Below are 16,595 nucleotides of genomic sequence, written 5' to 3' on the forward strand. Positions count from 1 at the left end.
CTGGGAGAAGCAGTTATGGAATAAAGCACATCTTAGAGAGAGACACTGGGATTTATTTAACAAACAATGAATTCAAGGACGCAATGTTACTATGCGGTTATTCTCCGGTTGACCCAAACGAATTGAATTGGGAATATTGCATTAGCAAAAAGTCACCAGCATTTGCTTCTAGGAAAGGTGTGTGAGGACTACGATGGAGTTTCGAAACCTTGAGACGGGGGAAGTGTTTGATGTCAGAACGGGTGTAGAAAGGTTTTGCTACGGAAAAGAGTGTGACACTTGCCCCATGTACAACAGATGCCCTAACGATTTTTGCAGTGAATGGGCTGTCGATCATCCCCACGAAGCCGCCCGCCTGATGGGTTATGAGGTGGTGGAGGATGAAAAGGAGGAAGCCAACATGGACAAGCCGAGAATTTGCGAGGTGCTGGGGGTTGAGGTAGATGAAGAGTGGACTGTTTCTGGAAATGACATAGCGATTTACAGAGTAAGCGGTGGTGTCGCTTTAGAGTATGCTATGCCGAAATACAATGGGAGTGGATACGGACAATGGCTTCCTGCCGGCATGCCTTGCCTTGTTGATTTCATCAACCACCCCGACCGCATCATCCGCAAACCCCGCTTCACCCAGCAGGAGGTGGAATCAGCAAAGATAATTAGCGTGCTGTTCCCCGAAGCAACACACATTGAGCGGTTGCGAGGCAGTAATGCTTTAATTATAATTGGAGCCGACAATGGGTGGATTGCGAATATTGAAAACTCGCTATTCCAGGAAATCAAGTCAGGTCAGTCCGTCACCCTTGACGAGATCATCGGAGGTGCGGAATGAGCGAAGTCATCATTACCAGTACATGGGGACATGAAGATGACCAGCAGGCCAAAACAGACGCAGGCAAGCCCCGGCCTACGCTTACTCCTGTTAGTCTAATCGACGCTGTGACGGCGGTCCGTATGTACGGGAACGCAAAGTATCACAACCCGGAGAACTGGCGGCAGGTGGAGCCGCAGCGTTACCGGGATGCACTCTACCGGCACTGGCTAGCCTATCTCAAGGGGGAGAAGTGCGATCTGGAAAGCGGACTGCCTCACCTGTGGCATTTGGCTTGTAATGCGGCGTTTTTGATTGAAATGGAGGGCGGACATTGAAGCCAAATGCTTTGATATCCAAGATAGAGGCCAAATATAACGCTCTTTTCCATCTGAAAATGGACATGCTGATGCAGATGGGACAAGATGCTGCCATGATTGCCGCTCACGAGGTCCTCCAGCTTGGCCCCGGTAGGTCTGAGACTTTCTGCACCGCATACATAGAAGCCATGAACGGTATGGCACGGATGGTCTGTGAGGATCAGCAGGACGATAGCGAGTTCGTCTACGCAAAAGCAAAGATTGACGAGCAGATCAGGGCAATTGTTGGAGATGACCTGTTTAAGCCGTGGGAGGAGAGATATGGTCGAAATCTGTAACAAGGAGAAAACCTGCGTCTACTGGCGAGGTATCAATAATTCCAAGGATGCGCCCTTTTGCAACCATCTATTGGATACCGGATGCCGTAGAGTGGGAGACGTGGACCACTGTGAATCCAAGGAAATAGGAAAGCGGAGAAAAAGAGTATCCTTTGACTGCCCAATGGAGCAACAGGGACTATAAGGATGGTGATAGGATGGATGAGTTTCCAGAGCGGCTAAGAAGGTTAAGGGAGTCTATGAGGCCGGTCAGGAGCATGACGGTTACATCACAGCTAATGGGCTTAAGCCCTGATGCATTACGAAAATATGAGAGAGGGGAAGTGGAGCCAAAAATGACAGCCCTAAAGCTGATTGCGGCATATTATCACATTAGCCTCGATGAACTCTGCAAAATGGAGGAAGAGTAAGCCCTAAACTTTCATAATCTCATAGAAAATATTGCGAATTCATAAAGTTTTATGAGTGAGCAGAAATATGTATGCGACAATGGGAGTGTGGGAGCGTATGCCCCTGCGCTCCCATTCGCTTCTTCTATTTCCTCCTCAACCCCGGCGCTTGCCGGGGTACATACGCCGCACGAGCGCGTCAGCCCACACATCCGGGCCGGAGCGTCGCGCCCTCCATGCGGCAACATCGCCCTTTACGGGCATTAGACAATACGCTCCAAAGGCCAAGGAGCTGACACCCCGGAAAGACGGGGGCATGCGGAATCTGGGACGGGGCGGAATCCGTCACTTAACCGAAAGGGGTAGAGGTCGCAAGTTCGAATCTTGCAGGTTCCACCAGAGGCCGGGTCGCTCCCGGATGATCTGAGCGTAGCGCAACACCTCAGAGAGAATGAAAATGCTCGCTGAAAACTGCATGTTGTGGTGTGACAATCTAAGCGGGAAGCGCACATACGCCGCTCCTCGCCGCATGAGGCGGGCGGTGGCACCAGACAGGAACTTACCATTAAAGCCAAAATGCCGTTTGTATCGTCAAGCGCAGACGAGAGGAAAATGGACTTTTGATGTGATACCGCACAGCGGATTACATACAGGCCCCCGGAAAGCCTGACCAAACCCGGAGCATACCCCGGAAGGGGTATATATGCCGTGCCTCGTTGCGGGCGGATTTGTATGACAGGAAGGTGGTGTTATGGCTGCACGGCTGACGGATAAGCAGAAAAAGAAAATTATTGCTGACTATGTACAGTTGGGCAGTTATAACGCAACAGCAAAAGTAAATGGCGTTTCTCTTAACACGGTGAAGAAAATTGTGCAAGGAAATGCAGATATTGCAGAAATGTGCAATCAGAAAAAAGACGAGAACACCGCCGACATTCTGGCGTATATGGACAGTCAAAAGGGAGTTGTCTGCGAGATTATCGGAAAAGGGCTGGCCGCCCTGAACGACCCGGAGAAGCTGGCGGAGGCCAGTCCAGCACAGATTACCACTGCACTGGGAACGCTGATTGACAAATTTACAGCGAATACGGAGCACAGGCAAGAGATTCACCCGTTACTGCGTGATATGTACGAATCGAGGAAATAATGAGCCTTTCCGCAAAGCAAATAGATTTTCTGAATCGCCCATTTGACTGGACGTTGGATGTGGCGGAGGGAACGCCCAGAAGCGGCAAGACCACGGCCTGCATCCTGCGGTTCTATGACTTCTTGAACACCTCCAAGGACAGCAATTTCCTGGTGGTCGGCGCATCACAGCAGCAGGCGTTTCGGTTGGTCATGGATGGTGATGGAAATGGCCTGATCCACTTGTTTGGAAGGCAAGCGAACTTGAAGCATGATGACCATGGGGACCACCTGGAGGCTCTAACCTGTTCCGGCGTAAAGAAGATCTATTACAAGGGCGGAGCCAAGGCGGACAGCGACAAGACCATCCGTGGCCTATCCTTGGGCGGGGTGTACTTCTGCGAGATTGACATCCTGCACATGAACATGATTCAGGAGTGCTTCCGCCGGACGTATGCCGCCCATATCCGTTGGCATTTGGCCGACCTGAACCCGCCAGCACCCATGCACCCGGTCATCACAGATGTGTTCAATGTGCAGGACACCCGCTGGACACATTGGACGGTGGATGACAACCCGATTATCACACCGGAGCGAAAGGAAGAGTTACGCCGGACGCTGGAGAGAAATCCATATCTCTATCAGCGGGACTGGCTGGGAGAACGGTGTATCCCCCAGGGTGTGATTTACTCCATGTTTGATCCGACTAAGCACATCCTGCCCCGGCTGCCGGACGATGCCCGCCCTATTGAGATGTACTTTGCCGGAGACGGCGGCCTGACGGATGCCACAAGCGTGTCCTGTAACCTGGTCTGCCGCACAAAGAAGGGGATGGCGCTATACCGTGTGGCAAACTGGTACTACGACGGCGGGAACAAGGCTATGAGCGTACAGGCAAGAGAACTAGCCGGAACATTTGCGCCATATTGCCGCAACCGCTGGAATATGCGGGAAGACGCATGGTATATTGACCCGGCCTGTAAGGCGTTACGAAAGGAACTGGAACTTTATGGAATCGACGCACTAAACGCGGACAATAATGCACACGATATCCGCGGGAGTACCAAGGGAATCAAGGTCGGGATAGAGTACACACAAAATATGATTCAGGACGGATGTTTCTTTCTAGTGGAAGATGAAACATATGGACACATAGATTTTTTGAAAGAGATCGGTATGTACTGCGTGGACGAGCACGGGAATCCAGTAGACGCATACAATCACGCTATGGACGAGCTACGGTACTCCATAAATCACTTTGTCAAGCAGTATATGTATTGAGGGGGTGTACCCTACGGGATTTGTGAAGAACATTTTGCTTTATCTGGCCCAGAAGGTCGGGCTGGAGTTGCAAGATAAGCCAATATACCGGGATGATTACAGCGATATGTCAAATATCTCCGTAACAGCGGTTGTGGCAAACAAAGTGGCGACCCTGGCCATGCAGGACAGCACTATCACAATTGAGGGGGATAGTGCCAGAGCGAAATTTATTCAGAATTTTTTGGACTACTACCTGGGAGACAGAATGGATGTGGCCGCTGAGGTAGCTCTGGGAACTGGGGATTGCATTGTTAAGCCATATACCGATGGCAAGCGCCTGGGCGTAGATATCGTGAAGAATGGAGACTTCGCTGTATGCGAGTCCATCGGGAATGATATCCTGTCCTGTATTTTGAAGGTCGGAGAAATCAAAAATGAGTCCGGGTTATATCAGCGATATGAGATTCAGATGGTTAAGGAGGCACAGACTGAGAGTGGGCAGGAAACCAGCGCGCTTATCATCCGTAACGTAGCCTTTAAGGGAGCGAACGAGATTCGGTTGGACCAAGTGCCAGCCTGGAAGGACATCCCAGAGGAACAGATCATCCCAAATGTGGACCGCCCGCTGTTTGGCCGCTATAAGTCGCCTGCGGTCAACCGGGCGGACGTGAACGGCGTAAACGGCGTGAAGATTACAGCCGGTGTGGACGGCCCTATGGCAAAGGCGGTGGAGGCGTATGAGCGTTTCAACCGGGAGTACAGCGCCAAGGAGACTATGATCTTTGCCGACAAGACTCTTTTGGTGAAGGATGAAAACGGAAATGTAGTGCTACCACAGGAAAAACGGCGTTTCTTTCAGATGATGAGAGGTGTTGGAGATAATGCCAACCCCGGCAAACTGATCCAAGAGTTTTCTCCAGAGATACGGGGTTCAGACCTGGAGGTCGGAATTACAGTCAACAACAAGATGGTGGAGCTCCTATGTGGCCTGTCTCCCGGAATACTGACGCCGCCGACTACCTCCTACGCCACCGCCACTGAAATGCGGGCGGCGCTTAACTCGACATTTGCGGTTATCACCAAGTTCCGTCGGGCACTGGAACGAGGGACAGACGATCTGCTCCACGCTGTGGACGTGATTGCCAATTATAATAATCTGGCCCCGATTGGACTATGGGAGACGCATTATGATTGGTCCGCTTCTTATATCGAACAACTGAATGAGCACTTCAATCAGCTTACGGTTGCGGAGGGAATCGGCGCTGTAGATAAGGCGGAGGTTCGTGCCTGGATGATGGATGAGGATTATGAGACGGCCAAGGCCCGCGTGGAGGAGATTGCCGAAGAAGCCGGAAGCCAGTACATACAGGAGGCGGCAATTCAGCCGATCATAAATGAGCCGACTGATGAATGAGTCCTGGCTGGAGGGCTTGCCGGACAACATCGTGGAAAACCTGGAGAGCCTGAACAACTATGTTGTTCAACGTATCTGTGAGCGAATCCGTAAAATTGGAGATATCGGCGCGGCGGACGCTCACCGCCTGAAAACAGCCATCGAATATGCTGGGGCGGACCTCAAGGCCATTGAGAAAGAAGTTGCCCGTATTATGGGTGTGAACCAGCAGGAAGTGGAAAGGCTGTTCGAGGAGGTGGCAAAGGAGAATGTAGAGTTTGCCAACACCTATTACAGAGCAAGGAAAATGGATGCGCTCCAGAGCTACGCCGCCAGGTCGGTACTGTCCTCCTTTGTGGACGCCGCAAAGCGTCAGGCTATGGACGGTACATCCAATATCTCCAACACCTACATGATTGGATTCAAGCGTGGAAAGCAGACCATCCCATTGAGGGAATACTACATCTCCGCTATTGACCGGGCGATTACCTATGTGCAGACTGGCGTTGTGGATTATCAGAGCGCAATGCGATCAACAGTCAAGGAGATGGCCCGAAGCGGCCTACGCCGGGTGACCTGGGAAAGCGGATATTCCCGCCGCTTGGATTCCTCCGCCCGCATGAATATCCTAGAGGGTGTTCGGCGGCTCAACAGTCAAATGATGGAGGAGACCGGACGAGAGTTTGGAGCCGATGGTGTGGAGATCTCCGCCCACGGCCTCTGCGCCCCCGACCACCGCCACATCCAGGGACGGCAGTTCTCCAATGAGGAGTGGGAGCGCATCAATCGCAGTCTTGACCGCCCTTTGGGGACGCTGAATTGCCAGCACTTTGCCACGCCCATCGTACTGGGGGTTTCCAAGTCGGTCTACAGCCGGAAGGAGCTGGCGGACATCAACCGACGATCCTCAGAAAAGATCGAGTACAAGGGGCAGAAGATGAGCCGCTACGAAGCCAGCCAGAGACAAAGGCAGATGGAGACTGCAATCCGCTATGCAAAGGACGAGAGGGATGCCATGATAGCCGCAGGTGACAAGCTGGGAGCTACACAGGCCCGGAAGAAATCAGCGGCACTGAGCGCAGAATACAAGCGATTTTGCGAACAGGCTGGGCTTACCCCAAGGCCGGAAAGGACAAGATCTATAACAGGACCGACGGTGCAGAAAATATGATTGACGAAACTATAAAAGCGAAAATCAAGGCTATTCTTGCTAAGGGTGACCGTGTGGAGTTGATTCCCGTGAAAAATGGTGTTAAAATTATACATATCAAGCGGGAAGAGATAAAAGAAACCCGCCCCAGTTAGGGGCCGGATTGGGTGCCCTCGTGACCTCCGGGGCGGGCGGTGTAGTTACTGCCGGAACTCTTCTGGGTCCTGCTCGTTCATCTGCCACTTAAAGTCGTTTCGGATGTTCTCCCACATAGCCAGGGAGCGTTTTACGATCTCTCGACAGTCGTCGGTGGTGTCTGGGTCGTTGGCCTCTCGCTGATATTCGATTACCAGGTGAGTGAGCGCCTGCTGTACGCGGAGCATATCGGAGCGGCTCATGGTTACGGTTCTCATTTCCTGATTCAACATTTTCTTTCCCTCCCGGCCTGCGGCCTTGATTTATCTGCCTTACACTGATATAATCAAGGTGGCCGGGGTAAGGCTCCCGGCTCACCTTTGGTGGTGTGGGGCGGTGGGCATTGGGTTAACTCAGCCGCCCCACTTTTTACTCATTCATGATGCGCTTGACGCTTTCCCGGACTTCTTCCAGCGTGTCGCACTTCTCAATGAGTTCTAGGATGGCTCGCAACAGAGCCTCCGTGACCTGCATTTCGTTCATTCACCTCACTCCTTTCTGTAAGAGATTTTGTATCTCTGCCTTACGAGTATATTATACAGCAAACGCTTAATATTGTCAATAGATAAATTAATCTTTTTCTAAATAATTTTTATTTTAAACTTGACAATATAGAGTAAATTCTGTATACTGTAGTTGAGGGGTGAAGTGCATGACTATAGAACAGAAAATTAAAATGGCTTTGGCCTATGCGGGTATCAGTCAAGCTGAACTTGCCCGTAGAATTGGAACGACCCCATCAAACCTAAACCAGAAAATTAAGCGCAATACATTGACGATGGAAGATATGGAAAAGATAGCGGAGGCGCTTGGCGGCCTTTGGAAAGCAGAGTTTGCCTTTCCAGGTGGGACAGTGATATGAGGAATGGGCTAATAATTATTGAAATCCCGGAATACAACGGGCCTGGCGTCTATTCTTTGGCAGACCAAAACGGGAAACAATATATTGGCTCATCTTTGAATGTTAGCCAAAGGATCGTTCAACACGATAGAAGTCTTATTGATGCGAAAAACGGATACATTCAGAAAACCCTTTCCTCTTATAAAATGCAACTTGCGGTTCAAGATGGTATGACTTTCAAAGCATCGGTTTTATGGGAGTTACCCGATGGCGGGACACAATACGATTTGTGGGATGCAGAAAGAAGATTTTTGCTATTGGCTGGTGGGTGCAAGGAAACTTATAATACAAAAGATGTCCCAAATTACAGAAAAGATGATTTTTCTGGTTTGCGTGCCTGGCGTAATCATGCCCCATCACGAAGACGGGATGAGGCGATAGCTATTTTTTTAGAGCACATAGAAAAAAGGTCTGCTCCCATCTCAGCAAGAAGAAATGTAAGAAAAAGCCGCGACAATATTATGATACGCCCAACGACGGAGGAGGGCGCAAAAATAAGGAAAGCTGCGGCTGATGCAGGGAAAAGCGTGCAGGCGTATATCCTGGATATTTTGAGAGAACATATCAACTAAATATTGCTCCCGCCTCTAAGCGTTGAGGCGGAAGACCCGAGCGTGGGTAACTGACTACAGATTGTAGTTGGTTGCCCACGTTTTTTCTTTTGGTAAAACCCGCATTTGCGGTTTTATACAACATTTGACCGACCCGAAGTCGAGAAACTACGGGGCCACAGTGGATGCGACCCACGAGAAAAAAGCGAAGTGGTAGAGGAGAAGATTATGACCAGAGAAGAGATCAAAGCAATTTTGAAGGACATTTCGGACGAGCAAGTAAACAGCATTTTGGACTTAAACAGCCGTGACATTGGAAAAGTGAAGGGAAAGACGGAGGACCAAAAGACCGAATTGGAAAATCTCCGAAGACAACTTGCCGAAAAGGACGAGACCATCGCCAACTTGGAAAAGGCCAAGGGCGACGCCGCCGCTATCCAGGCGGAGCTTGACAAGTACAAGCAGGCCGAAGCGGATCGAGCCAAGGCGGAGAAGGAAGCGCAGGTGGACGCCATCCTCACACAGACCGCAGAGAGCGCCCTCGAGGGTCGGGAGTTTGTCAACGAGTATACACGCACCCATTTTTTGGGGGAGTTGAAAAAGGCCATCCAAGACCCAGCAAACAAAGGCAAAAAGCCCGCTGACCTGTTTTCCGACATGACCAAAGACGTAGACGGCATTTTCAAGAACCCACAGCATGAACCGTTGAAGATCGCCGGAGTTACCAAAACCGACACCAGCGGCAATATGACTAAGGACCAAATCATGAGTATTAAAGATGCCTCAGAGCGTCAGGCCGCTATTGCCGAACATTTAGACCTGTTTAGAAAGGATTGATAAAGATTATGGCAGCAAAAGATAATTTGACCAAATCGTCCGACATCCAGTCTACCGCGCGTGTCATTGACTTTGTGACCCGCTTTGCCCGCAACTGGGAGCACCTGCGGGAGATCCTGGGCATCATGCGCCCTATCCGCAAAGAGCCCGGCGCTATTCTAAAGAGTAAGACTGCTTCTGTTACCCTTCAGAGCGGAAACGTGGGAGAGGGCGAGGAAATTCCTTACTCTAAGGCCACAGTCATTGAGACCCCCTACGAAGAGATGACTGTGGAGAAGTATGCCAAGGCTGTTTCCATCGAGGCCATTAAGACCTATGGCTATGACGTGGCTGTTGGCATGACGGACGACGCATTCCTGTATGAATTGCAGGACAACGTGACCCGCCGCTTCTACGCCTACCTGAACACCGGCAAACTTGCCAGCTCTGAAACCACCTGGCAAAGAGCCCTCGCCATGTCCAAGGGCCTAGTCATCAATAAGTTTAAGCAGATCCACCGGACCGTCACCAATGTAGTGGGATTTGCCAATGTCTTGGACCTCTACGACTATCTGGGCGACGCCAATATCACCGTCCAGACAGCTTTTGGCTTCCAGTATGTGCAGAACTTCATGGGCTTCTCCACTGTGTTCCTGCTGTCTGACGAGGAAATCCCCCGCGGACGAGTGATTGCCACTCCTGTGGAGAATATTGTTCTGTATTATGTGGACCCGTCTACCAGTGACTTTGCAAGGGCTGGTCTGGTCTATACCACGGACGGTGAGACGAATCTAATCGGCTTCCATGTGGAGGGCAACTACCACACTGCCGTGTCCGAGAGCTTTGCCATCATGGGCATGACCCTGTTTGCGGAGTATTTGGATGGTATTGCGGTTATTGATGTGGACAGCACTCCCACCCTGGGGACGCTGACGGTGCAGAGTGCGGCGGGAACCGCATCCGGCGATACCAAGCTGACAGTTACTCCCATAAAGGAGTCCCCCACCAACGTGTACAAGTACAAAACTGACCCCTCTACGGCTCCGGTAGTTACTTACGGTCAGAGTGTGCGGAACTGGACTACTTGGGACGGCGTGTCTGACATTACTGCCACCACCGGACATAAGATCACCGTTGTGGAAGCTGACAGCACCTATAAGGCACAGAATGCCGGTAACGCTACTGTGACGGCCAAGACCTAAAAGAAGGAGGGGGAAGGCTTGATGTGTGGCTATATCACCTATGAGCAGTACAAAGCCCTTGGCGGGAGGGCCAACTCGTCGGCCTTCCCCCGCCTGGAGCAACTGGCGAGAAAAAAGCTGGATTACTGGACGCAGGGACGGATCACAGGGCCAGACGATGATATCCGCCTGTGTATGGCGCTCATTATCGACGCTATGGAAAGAATCAAGAGCGGCTTTGTTAATGTAGCGAGTACCAGCAACGACGGCCTGACTGTCAACTATGCTTCCGCCCAAACGGAGGAGCAGATGATGGGCTCCGTGTATGATCAAATCGTGGAGATACTTCCCGTTGAGCTGGTCAGCCTGGAGGTTGGGATATGACGCCGCTGTTTCGTGAGACGATTACGCTTCTGAACCGGAGAGCAGCAGAGGACAGCCCGGACGGCCTGGACGCATGGAAAAAGACCGTTCTAACCGGCTGTGTGTTCGTTCGCACTACCGTAAGGGGCGTGTCTGGCGTTGATGTATCGCTGGGCCAGACGGTGACGGTCCGTATCCCTGAGTCACTGGACTACCACCCTTATCAGGAGTGGACGGGCAAGATGAACGGCTTTACAGCGTCTGTTGGCGACATCGTGGTACATGGGAAGGTAGCGGAGAATGTGACCCCGGACAATGTGCGGGCGGTGGCGGGACGATACGAGTTCATGACCGTCCGCTCTGTCCGGGACAACACAAGGCTTCCATTGGGACACATCCACCTGGAGGGCGTATGAATATCAGTGTTGAGATTTTCAACCCGAAGAAAACGTTCAAACGGATATTTTCAGATGATGTCAGGAAATATGCCCATACTCGACTGCATGCCTATTGTTCTCCTTATGTCCCTATGGACAGCGGGGCTCTGGACCAAACTGTGGATATCACACCTGACTATGTCCACTACAAATCACCCTATGCACATTTTCAATGGGAGGGCAAGGTGTTTGTGGATGACCGGTGGAGCACATACGCAAAGCGGAATACCAGTAAACACGCTACAGAAAGAAATCTAAAATACTCTATAGACAAGCATCCGCTCGCTACCTCCCACTGGGAGCGGGCCGCCATGACTGCAAAGGGCGACAGACTAGCGGAGGATATTGAAACCTATATCAAGAGGAAGTGATTTTATGGCGAACAAAAATAAAGAAATTCTTGAATTTCTGGAGAAGTGCCCCGCCGTGAAGTCCTTCCTCTATTTCAACAGCGCCACAGATAAGGCGGGGCGTGTCAGCATTGAAACGGTGTACAGCGACGTGTGGGAGAAGCGGTTCATTCGGGACGTGGGGATCAAGGCCTATGAGTTCGCCGTTGTGCAGATGCTGCCCCAGGATCAAGGCACAAGCGATGTCAACGCAGAGCAGGCGCAGAGCGTTCAGGACTTTATGGACTGGATCGATGAGCAGAACAGATCGCGAAACTTCCCTAAATTCCAGGAATGTAAGGTGCTAAGTATTGAAAATCTACAAAATATGCCGAATCTGGCCGGGGTGAATGAGGCGGGCACCGTCGCCCGCTATATGTTCCAGGTCAGGGTTAGGTATTATACAGAAGGAGTGAAAGCATGAAAGTATCTGAATTAATGGCCGGATATACTCCGAATGATGAATTTGCTGGCTTTGCTACCAACGATGATTGGGTATTGGCAGTCGGGATTGGAGAGGAGGCCACCACGGAGAAGGACTATACCGTTGTGCAGATGGGCATTGCTGGCTTGGACCCACAGATGAACCCCGTTACCCAGGACAAGCAGTATATCCGAACGGGACTGTCCACCTCCAAGACTGGCACACAGCGCACCTTTGCCATCACCGGCGACCGCTACATTGGCGACGCTTTCCAGGACTACTGCTTTGGCCTGGATATCGCTCATGGAGTAGGCCAGAAGGTCGTTGTACCCTATGTTTATTTCTCTCTGCTGACTGGTAAGGGAGAGAAGGGCACCGTTTCCATCATCGTTAATTCTGATGGCGGCGGAAATGCCGGCGAAAACTCCGCTATTTCCGTAGACCTTCGGAGCGTTGGAACTGCCCCCACAGAGTATACATATTCTGCTGTCTAAGGAGAGAACAACATGAATTACAAAGTTACCATCCAAGGAAAGACCTATGAGTTGCCCGCTAGAACATTGTCCGTGGATGATAAGATCGAATCTGTGGCAAAAATCGATCAGGATTACCGTAGTGGGGAGATCACCCGCCGGGAGGCAGTCCAGCGGCTCCATATGTTCGTTTTGGATCTCGCTCCCGGCTCTTTGCCCAGCGTGGAAGAGGTAGATACAAACGAATTGATGAAGGCGTGTGAGGACATCATTGCGGCTTATGACGCACCCGCACGGAAAGCAAGAATGGAAGCAAAGCTGGCGGAAGCCAGGGAAGCGCTGAACCGACCGGAGGTACAGAAGCTGCTCACCCTACAGAATCTGAAAAAATGAGCCTGTACAGGGAGCCGCCGGAAACAATCACCATTGACGGAGTCTTATACCCTGTGGATACAGATTTCCGGTGCTGGATCGAATTTCAAGGAATCTTGCTGGCAAAAGAAGAGGACGGAAGGAAAGCAGAACGGCTCTGTGAGTTCATGACTTCTCTGGGCCTTCCGCCCTCCAATGACACACTGGAGTCCATGCTGGAGTTCTATTCTGCAGCCTCGCAAGAGAAATTGGCTCCAGGAAAGAAACATCCACAGGCATTTGACTTTGAGCAGGACAGCGAGTTTATTTTCTCCGCTTTTTGGGAGTGCTATGGGATAGATTTAAGCACAGCAAAATTGCATTGGTGGCGGTTCAAAGCGCTGTTCAAATCCCTTCCCCAAGACTGTGAGATCTGCCGGATCATGACCTACCGGACAGTAGATTTGAAGGATGTCCCAAAGCAGCAAAAACAGTTCTACCGGGAAATGAAATCACGCTACTCTCTTGGGACTGGAAACACAGGCTATAAGACAGAACAGGACATGAAAGATTATGTCAAACGAAGATACGAAGAAGCGCAAGCCAGTTTGTCCGTACTGCGGAGTAGTGGACAGCCGGGTGATGCTGGGTCCGAAAGCACGAGCAAATGACTTATGGTTAAAGTGCAAGATCTGCAAAAAAATATTTGAGCTGAAAGTGCCGTAGTGCCATAGCCACAGGAGGTGGCATGATTGGCGAACGATGGCACTGTAAAAATCGGAACAGATATCGACGAAAGCGGTTTTAAGTCTGGCTTATCCAAGTTGGGTGGCGTTGCCAAGACGGCGCTGAAAGGAACTGTAGCGGCCATTGGAGGAGTAGCAACCGCCGCAACTGGAGCGGTGACCGGACTCCTAGCCCTGGAATCTGCTACCGAAGAATACCGAGTCGCCCAAGGTAAATTGAATACCGCCTTTGAGGCGGCGGGATATGGACCTGAAACAGCCTCCAAAGCTTACGGCGACTTTTACAAAATACTTGGCGATACCGATACGGCTACCGAGGCATCCCAGCTCTTGGCAAAACTGGCGGAGAATGAGGAGGACGTATCCACATGGACCGATATCGCCGCTGGTGTATTCGGTACCTTTGGCGACTCCCTTCCAATCGAAGGGCTGATTGAAAGCGCAAACGAGACGGCGAAGGTCGGTCAGGTAACCGGCGTTCTGGCTGACGCGCTCAACTGGGCTGGAATCTCCGAGGATGAGTTTAACGAAAAGTTGGCCGAATGTACCTCTGAGAGTGAACGCAACCAGCTTATTATGGACACCCTGTCCAGGACCTACGACCAAGCGAGCGAGGCATTTTATCGAAACAACGAAGCGCTGATTCAGGCGAGAGAAAATCAGATCCTTCTCGATGATACGTTATCTCAACTGGGAGAAACCGTATCAAAAGTAAAAAATAATCTCCTATCTGAATTTCTCCCTTCAATCGCAAGTGTCGTTACGGCGTTCAATGACCTGGTCAATGGTGTAGATGGAGCGGATGAGGCGCTTTCTGCGGCCATCGGCGATATGGTCACGGCGCTGGTGGAGAAGCTCCCGGATTTTCTTTCCTTTGGCGTGGATGTTCTCCAAGCTATTTTGCAGGGGATCATCGATAATCTGCCGACCCTGCTGGACGGACTGGCACAGGTGGTCGAAGAAATATTCGTTGCTCTTGTAGAACTGGCTCCCTCCTTGTTGGATGCCGGGATTGAACTTCTCAAATACATAGCGGATGGAATCAAAAATGGCATTCCGTCCCTTGTAGAGAAGCTGCCAGAAATAATATCGTCAATTTCAGAATATTTTACCGAAAATTTGCCCTCCATTCTGGATACAGGGGCCGACATTCTTATAAGCCTGATAGATGGGATTGTTTCTGCAATTCCAATTTTGATGGAAAATCTCCCGCAGATACTTACATCCATTATTGATTTTATCATAGAGAATCTTCCTGAAATAATTGGAACCGGCGTCGAAATTCTTACTGCTCTAGTTTACGGCATCATAAGTGCGATTCCAAGCATTGTGCTTGCGCTTCCTGATGTAGTTAAAGCTATTTTGGATGGGTTTGCCCAGTTGCCACAAATGCTGTTTGACATTGGAGCCAATATCATTCAGGGCCTGATAGATGGATTCTTGTCCATGGTCGGGAATGTGGTAGACGCCATAGGTTCTGTCATAGATGCGATTTTTGGAACCGCCGAGAAAGAAGCAGAGGTACATTCTCCGTCTAAGCGAGGGGAGCGCCTGGGCAAGAATATTGACCAAGGGATAGCGAACGGGCTGGAGGGAAACGCAGCCTCTGTCAAATCTGCTGTATCCAGACTAGATGTACTTAGCGAGTTAGAGCGCGCTATGCCTAATATTGAGCGACGTGTTACCTTGGTTAACGACGGAATGGTCCCAGGTTCGGTGGCGGCTACGACCGTCCGAGAAACTGCTGATACAAACAAGAGCGGTGAGGTTTATGGGAACAGTTCACAACGAGTCAAACTGGACATTGGCTTCTATCCGAGAGAGGCGTCAATGTTTTTGCGGCCTTATCTAAGGGACGAGGACCGTAGAAGCGGTACAGACTTGGTGGAGTGAGGTGGCTATGGATAATATTTTCACCATAGACGGGGTTGGATACAACATAGGCGTAGAATCTATTGCCCGTAAAGCCAGACTCTCAGATGGGCCAAACGCAGACAACGCTCTTTCCGGTTATCACTGGAGGGACCTCCAAGGGACTTTTTTTGACTACACATTCCAACTTTCTGCTGATGGGATGAGCCGTGATGACTATGACTCTCTTTATGAGGTACTGACATCCCCGGTGGATAGTCACACTGTTGTGGCACCCTACGGGCAAACCACACTATCTTATGAGGCCTATATAGAGGTCGTTGAGGATACAGTGGAATACATGGATGATGGGACCTGCTGGGGCGGTTTGACCGTCACATTTTACGCCAGGGAGCCAAAGAAGGTGCCGACATGAATCAGCTTGTTTATAACGGAAAGACATTTTACCAAAAGGATATCTTTTCGGGAAATGTACATATCGCTATGTCTCTCCGCTCATCCTCTCTGGAGGTCAATACACTATCCGCTGAGGCCCGTGACCCAGATGGAGTGTTTATTGGATTCGCTCGAAATACACCCTTAAAATGGATCTACAATGGCGCCCAGCGAGGGATATTTTACCTTCAAGAAGTAGAGCGAGTGGGGCCTAATAGATATAGTCTTTACGCTACATCAGCCATTGGTATTTTAACTGAGGGACAACATTATGGAGGAATATACACCGGGCAAACAGCGCAGGAAGTTATTGCTAGCATCTGTGGCACAGTCCCTTTTTCAATCCAAAACAAATATGCAGACGTTAAGCTATATGGTTGGCTGCCTGTTGCTACACAGCGGGACAACCTGGTCCAAGTCCTGATAGCGATTGGAGCATGGATCAAAACGGATTTGGACGGCGTTTTACGCATTGAAAGCCTGTGGGATGGCATCTCTGGAAATATCAATGAGGATTATATGCTGGTGGGAGCGAAAGCCCCGGAAACAGCAAAAATAACCCAGGTGGTAGTCACAGAGCACCAATATGTGGAGGGCGGAGAGGAAACCAAGCTGTTTGAAGGAACTGCCCAGCAAGGGGATATTATCACATTTAATAGCCCGATGTATGAGTTA

The 16,595-nt window shown here is 50.6% G+C and carries 24 protein-coding genes, 1 tRNA gene and 1 pseudogene; 25 read left to right on the forward strand and 1 reads right to left on the reverse strand.

Features of this window, described 5'->3' with window-relative positions:
* From H8S11_RS13785 to H8S11_RS13335, 11 genes and pseudogenes are all read left to right on the forward strand, one after another.
* Positions 1-185 (forward strand): annotated as a pseudogene (locus H8S11_RS13785) (hypothetical protein); the annotation flags it as partial.
* Between the two features lie 101 nt (positions 186-286).
* A complete protein-coding gene (locus H8S11_RS13290; protein WP_186853472.1) occupies positions 287-829 on the forward strand; it encodes a hypothetical protein in 543 nt (180 codons plus the stop codon).
* Entirely contained in the window at positions 826-1,146 is a 321-nt protein-coding gene (locus tag H8S11_RS13295) for a dATP/dGTP diphosphohydrolase domain-containing protein (RefSeq protein ID WP_186853473.1), read from the forward strand. Before H8S11_RS13290 ends, H8S11_RS13295 begins: the two co-directional genes overlap by 4 nt.
* Complete coding sequence (locus H8S11_RS13300; RefSeq protein ID WP_186853474.1) at positions 1,143-1,466, forward strand: hypothetical protein; 324 nt, start codon at positions 1,143-1,145, stop codon at positions 1,464-1,466. The genes H8S11_RS13295 and H8S11_RS13300 overlap by 4 nt, the downstream gene beginning before the upstream one ends.
* Positions 1,467-1,663: 197 nt before the next feature.
* Positions 1,664-1,876, forward strand: a complete 213-nt coding sequence (locus tag H8S11_RS13305; RefSeq protein ID WP_186853451.1) for a helix-turn-helix domain-containing protein — start codon at positions 1,664-1,666, stop codon at positions 1,874-1,876.
* 299 nt (positions 1,877-2,175) lie between these two features.
* Positions 2,176-2,254 (forward strand) — tRNA-OTHER (locus tag H8S11_RS13310).
* Between the two features lie 352 nt (positions 2,255-2,606).
* Positions 2,607-3,002 (forward strand): helix-turn-helix domain-containing protein, encoded by a 396-nt coding sequence (locus H8S11_RS13315; protein ID WP_186853475.1) that lies wholly within the window; start codon positions 2,607-2,609, stop codon positions 3,000-3,002.
* Between the two features lie 59 nt (positions 3,003-3,061).
* The gene (locus tag H8S11_RS13320; RefSeq protein ID WP_366461187.1) at positions 3,062-4,261 is read left to right on the forward strand and encodes a PBSX family phage terminase large subunit; all 1,200 of its coding nucleotides are present in this window, start codon (positions 3,062-3,064) and stop codon (positions 4,259-4,261) included.
* Between the two features lie 22 nt (positions 4,262-4,283).
* Positions 4,284-5,657, forward strand: coding sequence for a hypothetical protein (locus tag H8S11_RS13325; protein WP_186853477.1), 1,374 nt, complete (start codon positions 4,284-4,286; stop codon positions 5,655-5,657).
* Positions 5,638-6,807 carry a phage minor capsid protein gene (locus H8S11_RS13330; protein ID WP_186853478.1) on the forward strand — a complete coding sequence of 390 codons (1,170 nt, stop codon included), beginning with the start codon at positions 5,638-5,640 and terminating at the stop codon, positions 6,805-6,807. Before H8S11_RS13325 ends, H8S11_RS13330 begins: the two co-directional genes overlap by 20 nt.
* The gene (locus tag H8S11_RS13335) at positions 6,804-6,941 is read left to right on the forward strand and encodes a hypothetical protein (RefSeq protein ID WP_186853479.1); all 138 of its coding nucleotides are present in this window, start codon (positions 6,804-6,806) and stop codon (positions 6,939-6,941) included. Before H8S11_RS13330 ends, H8S11_RS13335 begins: the two co-directional genes overlap by 4 nt.
* Before the next feature lie 45 nt (positions 6,942-6,986).
* Here the strand turns inward: H8S11_RS13335 and H8S11_RS13340 are convergent, their stop codons facing one another.
* Positions 6,987-7,214: a hypothetical protein gene (locus H8S11_RS13340; protein WP_186853480.1), complete on the reverse strand. Its 228-nt coding sequence runs from the start codon at positions 7,212-7,214 to the stop codon at positions 6,987-6,989.
* 419 nt (positions 7,215-7,633) lie between these two features.
* On the opposite strand from H8S11_RS13340, the gene H8S11_RS13345 reads away from it, so the two are divergent.
* The 14 genes from H8S11_RS13345 to H8S11_RS13410 all read left to right on the forward strand — a co-directional run.
* Entirely contained in the window at positions 7,634-7,843 is a 210-nt protein-coding gene (locus tag H8S11_RS13345; RefSeq protein ID WP_186853481.1) for a helix-turn-helix domain-containing protein, read from the forward strand.
* Positions 7,840-8,454 (forward strand): GIY-YIG nuclease family protein, encoded by a 615-nt coding sequence (locus tag H8S11_RS13350; protein WP_186853482.1) that lies wholly within the window; start codon positions 7,840-7,842, stop codon positions 8,452-8,454. Before H8S11_RS13345 ends, H8S11_RS13350 begins: the two co-directional genes overlap by 4 nt.
* Before the next feature lie 207 nt (positions 8,455-8,661).
* Positions 8,662-9,270, forward strand: a complete 609-nt coding sequence (locus H8S11_RS13355; RefSeq protein WP_186853483.1) for a phage scaffolding protein — start codon at positions 8,662-8,664, stop codon at positions 9,268-9,270.
* 8 nt (positions 9,271-9,278) lie between these two features.
* Positions 9,279-10,451 (forward strand): hypothetical protein, encoded by a 1,173-nt coding sequence (locus tag H8S11_RS13360; RefSeq protein ID WP_186853484.1) that lies wholly within the window; start codon positions 9,279-9,281, stop codon positions 10,449-10,451.
* Positions 10,452-10,469: 18 nt separating this feature from the next.
* Positions 10,470-10,814 carry a head-tail connector protein gene (locus H8S11_RS13365; protein ID WP_186853485.1) on the forward strand — a complete coding sequence of 115 codons (345 nt, stop codon included), beginning with the start codon at positions 10,470-10,472 and terminating at the stop codon, positions 10,812-10,814.
* Entirely contained in the window at positions 10,811-11,209 is a 399-nt protein-coding gene (locus tag H8S11_RS13370) for a DUF6751 family protein (protein ID WP_186853486.1), read from the forward strand. Before H8S11_RS13365 ends, H8S11_RS13370 begins: the two co-directional genes overlap by 4 nt.
* Entirely contained in the window at positions 11,206-11,601 is a 396-nt protein-coding gene (locus H8S11_RS13375; RefSeq protein WP_186853487.1) for a minor capsid protein, read from the forward strand. Before H8S11_RS13370 ends, H8S11_RS13375 begins: the two co-directional genes overlap by 4 nt.
* 4 nt (positions 11,602-11,605) lie before the next feature.
* Positions 11,606-12,043, forward strand: a complete 438-nt coding sequence (locus tag H8S11_RS13380) for a hypothetical protein (protein ID WP_186853488.1) — start codon at positions 11,606-11,608, stop codon at positions 12,041-12,043.
* On the forward strand, positions 12,040-12,537 hold the full coding sequence (locus H8S11_RS13385; RefSeq protein WP_186853489.1) for a phage tail tube protein: 498 nt from the start codon (positions 12,040-12,042) through the stop codon (positions 12,535-12,537). Before H8S11_RS13380 ends, H8S11_RS13385 begins: the two co-directional genes overlap by 4 nt.
* Before the next feature lie 12 nt (positions 12,538-12,549).
* A complete protein-coding gene (locus tag H8S11_RS13390) occupies positions 12,550-12,909 on the forward strand; it encodes a hypothetical protein (protein ID WP_186853490.1) in 360 nt (119 codons plus the stop codon).
* Entirely contained in the window at positions 12,906-13,538 is a 633-nt protein-coding gene (locus tag H8S11_RS13395) for a Gp15 family bacteriophage protein (protein WP_186853491.1), read from the forward strand. The genes H8S11_RS13390 and H8S11_RS13395 overlap by 4 nt, the downstream gene beginning before the upstream one ends.
* 81 nt (positions 13,539-13,619) lie before the next feature.
* Positions 13,620-15,506 (forward strand): phage tail protein, encoded by a 1,887-nt coding sequence (locus H8S11_RS13400; RefSeq protein ID WP_186853492.1) that lies wholly within the window; start codon positions 13,620-13,622, stop codon positions 15,504-15,506.
* A gap of 7 nt (positions 15,507-15,513) precedes the next feature.
* Positions 15,514-15,900, forward strand: coding sequence for a hypothetical protein (locus H8S11_RS13405; RefSeq protein ID WP_186853493.1), 387 nt, complete (start codon positions 15,514-15,516; stop codon positions 15,898-15,900).
* Positions 15,897-16,595 (forward strand): hypothetical protein (locus H8S11_RS13410; protein ID WP_186853494.1); only part of this gene is annotated, 699 nt, incomplete at its 3' end. The genes H8S11_RS13405 and H8S11_RS13410, both read left to right, overlap by 4 nt.

It is taken from the genome of Flintibacter hominis (assembly GCF_014287965.1).
Classification (GTDB): Bacteria; Bacillota; Clostridia; order Oscillospirales; family Oscillospiraceae; genus Lawsonibacter; species Lawsonibacter aceti.